This is a genomic window from Mesorhizobium sp. M2A.F.Ca.ET.067.02.1.1 (assembly GCF_004023285.1).
Classification (GTDB): Bacteria; Pseudomonadota; Alphaproteobacteria; order Rhizobiales; family Rhizobiaceae; genus Mesorhizobium.
The window spans coordinates 1-5,494 of record NZ_RZSB01000408.1 but is presented as its reverse complement, the minus strand read 5'-3'; the positions used below and the strand labels follow the sequence as shown (position 1 = coordinate 5,494).

Here is a 5,494-nt window from a genome sequence, read left to right as displayed (position 1 = left end):
AACTCGGGCTGGACCTCGGTATCATACTGATCGATACCGCTGAAATGTATGCCAGCGGCGGCGCCGAGGAAGTGGTGGCGGAGGCCATCGCCGGGCGCCGCGACGAGACTTTTCTGGTTTCCAAGGTGCTGCCGACCAATGCGTCGCGCGCCGGCGTGAAGCGAGCCTGCGAGAACAGCCTGAAGCGGCTTTCCACCGACCGGATCGATCTCTATCTGCTGCATTGGCCGGGCAGCGTGCCGCTATCCGAAACCGTCGAGGCCTTCGAAACCTTGAAGAGGGAAGGCAAGATCCGCCACTGGGGCGTCAGCAATTTCGACACCGACGAGATGGAGGAACTGGTCGGTCTGCGCTCGGGCAGCAACGTCCAGACCAATCAGATCCTCTACAATCTCTCGCGGCGCGGGCCGGAATTCGACTTGGCACCTTGGAGCCTGAAGCGCGGCATCCCGCTGATGGCCTATTCGCCGGTGGAGCAGGGTGCGCTCGCTCGGAATGCTCGGCTCGAAGCCGTAGCCTCGCGCCACAACGCCGCCGCCGCCCAGATCGCGCTCGCCTGGGTGATGGCGCAGCCGGGCGTCATCGCCATTCCAAAGGCAGGCCGGCAGGAGCATGTCCGCCACAATGCCGCCGCGCTAGACATCAAGCTGACGCCTGAGGATTTCGCTGAACTCGACCGCGTCTTCCCGCCGCCGACGCGCAAGCGCGGCCTGGAGATGATCTAGCCACAACTTCGATCCGGATTTGCGACTGAACCGGGAGCAGGCATTGGAACGAATTTCCGCCGGACCGCATCACACGGCCTATAAAATCGGCGACTTGACCGTCACCTCGCTGCGCGACGGTTATGTCGACATGCCGGTCCGGCGGCTGCATAAGCCGGGAGGCGAGTCCTTCGGCGACGATCTCCCCCCGCAGGTGCCGCTCTTCGACGGCGCGCTCAGATTGTCGGTCAATGCCTTTGCCATTGACGACGGCCATGAAATCACGCTGATCGACACGGGTTCCTCGAACGCCTGGCACCCGACAATGGGGCTCCTGCCGCAGGCGCTGAGCGAGGCGAGGATCGCCGTCGATCGGATACGCACGGTTGCCTTCACCCACACGCATCTCGACCATATTCACGGGCTTATCCGTGCCGATGGTCGCGACGGTTTCCCGCAGCTCTCCCGCCTGCTTGTCCCTCGAGCCGAGCTCGACATGTTCCGGTCGGTAGCGAGGTTGAGCCGCTTCCATGACCGAGCGGAACCTTTGGACCCTGGACAGCAGCTGAGCGCGAATATCGAGGCCGTCGCCGCTCCCGGCCATGAAATCGGCCATACCGGCTTTCGTGTCACGAGCGGCGGCGAGACGTTGCTGGTCTGGGGCGACATCGTGCATGTGCCGTCGCTTCAGTTCGACCGGCCGGAGGTAGCGTGGGAATTCGACGCCGACCAGGACCAGGCGCGCGAGACCCGGCTGCGCATTTTGGCGCTTGCCGCCGACAACGCCTGGTGCGTCGCCGGAGCGCATCTCGATTCGCCGGGCGTCGGCCGGATTTCGCGAGGCGAAACAGGCTTTCGCTTCGAACCTCTGTAGGAACGCTACATCCTGGCCACTTGCTCAAGCCGCATCCGCAATCGCCGATCGGTACAATGAGTCAACACCGCTTGTGGTCTTTTGCGGTTCCCTCGAGCGGCTGGACTATCGAATCTCGGTTTTCAGCCTTTCAAAGGCATCCCGGACATATCCTTCCAGCGGATGCCTGGCGTGTTGCTGCTGCCATGTCTCCACCGCTAGGCGCAACGCGACGACCGTCACCAAGGCGACCAGTCGCAGACTGTCGCGGGCCTGGTCCGGCCGCAACTCGCACAACCCTTCGAAAATGGCTTGCTCAAGCTGCAGGTAGCCCGTGTGCCTGCGCGAGCGCAGCGTCTTGCTCTCCCGCATGATCTTGGCCGTCGCCATCATTTGCGACCCCTGGAAGCTGCCGATGATATTGAGCAATGCATCGCGGGCGATGTCGATCGCCGTTCCCGTGGGTGGCTCCGCAAGGATCGATGCTTTGACCACGCTCGCGTGGTTGCCCAGGGATGCAAACAGCACCTCGTCCTTGCTTTTGAAATAGTGGAAGAACGTCCGGCGCGAGATGCCGGCGGCGGCAGCTATCTCGTCAAGCGTGGTCGCGTCATAGCCATTGGCCAGGAAAGCCTTCAGGCCGGCGTCGGCGATGCGGCGGGATGTTTCCCGTCGCTTCCGCTCGCGCAGGCCTTCTGGTTTTGGCGCATCGTTCATGGAGCGCTCCTGCCATGACCGCTCGCCGGATGCGACAGGAAATTTGGCGCATGTTCAAGTCCCGTCATTGCACCTCGCCATAATGGCGCCATCAATTTATTGCACTGAGTGCAATTATTGACGCTCCCCAACACGCCCCGCCGGGCCCATCCATGCAGAGGCATCCATGGCAGCTTGCTTGCGTTCACGTCGCGAGGCTCACATCGGTCGCGGCCTGGCCGATCGGCAGGTATGCCGCGCCGACCACCGCATAATATGGCCGTTTGTGCTGGTCTTGAGCATGCTCGCGGTCGGCTGCGCGTCCGCGCCGCTGGATCAGGTAGGCTCGCTGCAATCCTATGACGAGCTGAAACCGTCGGACGGTTGGTTGGCCCGCTCGCTGATGCGGGTGAGCAAGGACGACGTGCTCGCGGCAAGAACCGTTCGGATCATTCCGACAGGCTTTTCACCGCCCGCCGCCGGAAAATCGACATTGACGCCGGCGCAGCGCGGCCTGATCACGAATGCCGTCGACAGGACCCTCTGCTCGGGCCTCAGCCAGCGCTTTCAAGTGGTCGCCCTGACCGAGCCGGCCGACCTGACGGTCCACTCCATGGTAACGCATGCGACGCCGACGAATGCGCTGGCGGTCGGCGTTTCGAAAGTTGCGTCCACGGCGGTTTCCGTCGCGCTTCCCGAAATGCACATTCCGGTTCCGCGCCTGCCGATCGGATTGGGCAGCCTGTCGCTTGAAGCCGAAGCGGTTGGCGTCAACGGCAAGCAGGCGGCGGCCATGATCTGGGGACGCGGCGCGAACGCGCTGCTGGATTCAGGCCGGGTCGCCCGCGAGGGCGACGCCTACGAGCTGGCGGCGAAGTTCGGCCACGATTTCAGCAAGCTCCTGGTCACCGGCAAGACGCCCTTCGGCACGCTGCCGTCGCTGCCAACCAGGGCGGAGATGCGCGCCATGGTCGGCAGGGAGCCGAAATACCCTGCCTGCAAGACATTCGGCAAACCGCCTGGACTGGTCGGCTTCGTCGGCGATCGGATGGGGCTGCCGCCGGCCTGGACCGACAAGGGAGCCGCGGTGCGCAATGATTGAGGCGATGACGCAAATGCAGAAGAAGTCACCGATGCCGCTTTCCGCGACGGTTTTTCAACAGGGCAGAAGGATCCGTTTCCTTTGGCTGGTTGCTCCCGTTGCCCTGGCGCCGGCCCTGCTTGCGGAAAGTGGCTGGCCGCAAGGCAGTACCTTTCGCGAAATGCTGGAATTTGCAGGTACCGTGCTGATCCTCATCTGCATCGGCGGCCGCTGCTGGGCGTCCCTGTATGTTGGCGGACGCAAGAACCGCGAGCTCGTCACGACCGGCCCCTATGCCTATACGCGCAACCCGCTCTATTTCTTCTCGGCCCTTGGGTTGGCAGGCGTCGGGCTGACATTCGGGTCGCTGATCCTTTCGGCGTTTCTCTTTGTCTTCACCTGCCTGGTCTTTTCCTATGTCGCGACGCGCGAAGTGGTCGCGCTGGATGCCATGTTTGGCGAGGCCTATCGGCGCTATCGTCGAAGCGTGCCGGCCTTCTTTCCCCGTCTGCGGCGCGATGCCGTCGACGTCCTGGGCTCGTCTCTCGTCACGTTCGACTCGGTGGCGCTGAAGCGGACCGCCATCGACGGCTCCTACTTCCTTGCGGCGATACTCGCGGTCGAATTGTTCGGCTGGCTCCAGTCGGCAGGGCTGGTGACGCCGATGTTCCGATTATTTTGATTACCGGCTCGCCAGCCCCTTCAGCCGGTAGAGCGCCTCCAGCGCCTCGCGCGGCGTCATCTCGTCGGGATTGATTGCGCCCAGCGCTTCGCCCAGCGCATCGCTCTTGACCGGCTTCGGCGCTTCGCGTTTCACCGCCACCGAAAACAGCGGCAAATCGTCGACCAGCCGGTTGGTCTTGCCCGAAACCTCGCCCTCTTCCAGCTGATGCAGGACTTCCTTGGCGCGGGCGACGACCGCTTCCGGAAGGCCGGCCAGCCGCGCCACCTGCACGCCGTAGGAGCGATCGGCCGCGCCCTTGCCGACCTCGTGCAGGAAGACGACGTCGCCTTCCCATTCCTTGACCCGCATGGTGACGTTGTGGAGCCGGGGGAGCTTGCCCGCCAGCGCCGTCATCTCGTGGAAATGCGTGGCGAAAATCGCCCGGCAGCGGTTCTTTTCGTGCAGGTATTCGACTGCCGCCCAGGCGATCGACAACCCATCGAAGGTGGCTGTGCCGCGGCCGATCTCGTCCAGGATCACCAGCGCCCGCTCGCCCGCCTGGTTGAGGATCGCCGCCGTCTCGACCATCTCGACCATGAAGGTCGAGCGGCCGCGCGCCAGGTCGTCCGAGGCGCCGACGCGTGAGAACAGGCGGTCGACGACGCCGATATGGGCGCTTTGCGCCGGCACGAAGGAGCCGGTCTGGGCCAGAATGGCGATCAGTGCGTTTTGCCTGAGGAATGTCGATTTACCGCCCATATTGGGGCCGGTGAGCAGCCAGATGGCGCCGGCCCTGGCGCCGCTTTCGGGCGAGAGGTCGCAATCATTGGCGACGAACGGCCCTTCGCCGGAACGCCTGAGCGCCTGCTCGACCACCGGGTGGCGCCCGCCGACAATTTCGAAAGCGAGGCCGGCATCGACTACCGGCCGGCACCAGCCCTCGCTTTCCGAAAGAAGCGCCAACGCCGCCGACACGTCCAGAGCGGCAAGCGCCTCGGCGCCGGCGCGGATGCTGTCCGCTTCAGCCACCACTTCCGCTGTCAGCCGGTCGAAGGCGGCGAGCTCGATGCTCAGCGCCCGGTCGGCGGCGTTGGCGATCTTTGATTCCAGCTCCGCCAGTTCCGTCGTGGTGAAGCGCATGGCGTTGGCCATGGTCTGGCGGTGGATGAAGCGTGCCTTGGCGGCGTCGCTGCCGGTCATGATCGAGTGGTGGCTGGCCGTCACCTCGATGTAATAGCCGAGCACATTGTTGTGCCGGATCTTCAGCGAGCGGATGCCGGTTTCCTCGATGAGCGAGCGCTCCAGCCCGGCGATCACTTTTCGCGATTCGTCGCGCAGCGCCCGCATCTCGTCGAGCTCGGCGTGATAGCCTGTACGCACGAAGCCGCCGTCGCGCCTGATCAGCGGCAGCTCGTCGTCGAGCGCTTCGCTGAGGTGGCGGGCAAGCGCCTCGGGCAGGGCCTTGATCGCGGCCAGCGCTGCGGCGAGCTCGGCGG

At 64.5% G+C, this 5,494-nt stretch carries 6 protein-coding genes; 4 read left to right on the top strand and 2 right to left on the bottom strand.

Annotated features, from left to right (window positions below):
• Positions 1-725: aldo/keto reductase (locus tag EOA28_RS23515; protein WP_148670818.1), on the top strand; the 725-nt coding region annotated here is incomplete at its 5' end.
• A gap of 43 nt (positions 726-768) precedes the next feature.
• Positions 769-1,578: an MBL fold metallo-hydrolase gene (locus EOA28_RS23510; protein WP_127249404.1), complete on the top strand. Its 810-nt coding sequence runs from the start codon at positions 769-771 to the stop codon at positions 1,576-1,578.
• A gap of 105 nt (positions 1,579-1,683) precedes the next feature.
• Here the strand turns inward: EOA28_RS23510 and EOA28_RS23505 are convergent, their stop codons facing one another.
• A complete protein-coding gene (locus tag EOA28_RS23505; RefSeq protein ID WP_127249405.1) occupies positions 1,684-2,274 on the bottom strand; it encodes a TetR/AcrR family transcriptional regulator in 591 nt (196 codons plus the stop codon).
• 280 nt (positions 2,275-2,554) lie between these two features.
• On the opposite strand from EOA28_RS23505, the gene EOA28_RS23500 reads away from it, so the two are divergent.
• Both EOA28_RS23500 and EOA28_RS23495 read left to right on the top strand, forming a co-directional pair.
• Complete coding sequence (locus EOA28_RS23500; RefSeq protein ID WP_245463472.1) at positions 2,555-3,355, top strand: DUF3313 domain-containing protein; 801 nt, start codon at positions 2,555-2,557, stop codon at positions 3,353-3,355.
• 13 nt (positions 3,356-3,368) lie between these two features.
• Entirely contained in the window at positions 3,369-4,016 is a 648-nt protein-coding gene (locus EOA28_RS23495) for an isoprenylcysteine carboxylmethyltransferase family protein (protein ID WP_189342149.1), read from the top strand.
• Here EOA28_RS23495 and mutS read toward each other — a convergent pair.
• The coding region (mutS, locus tag EOA28_RS23490) for a DNA mismatch repair protein MutS (RefSeq protein WP_128315326.1) at positions 4,017-5,494 on the bottom strand (1,478 nt) is incomplete at its 5' end. It lies immediately after the preceding gene.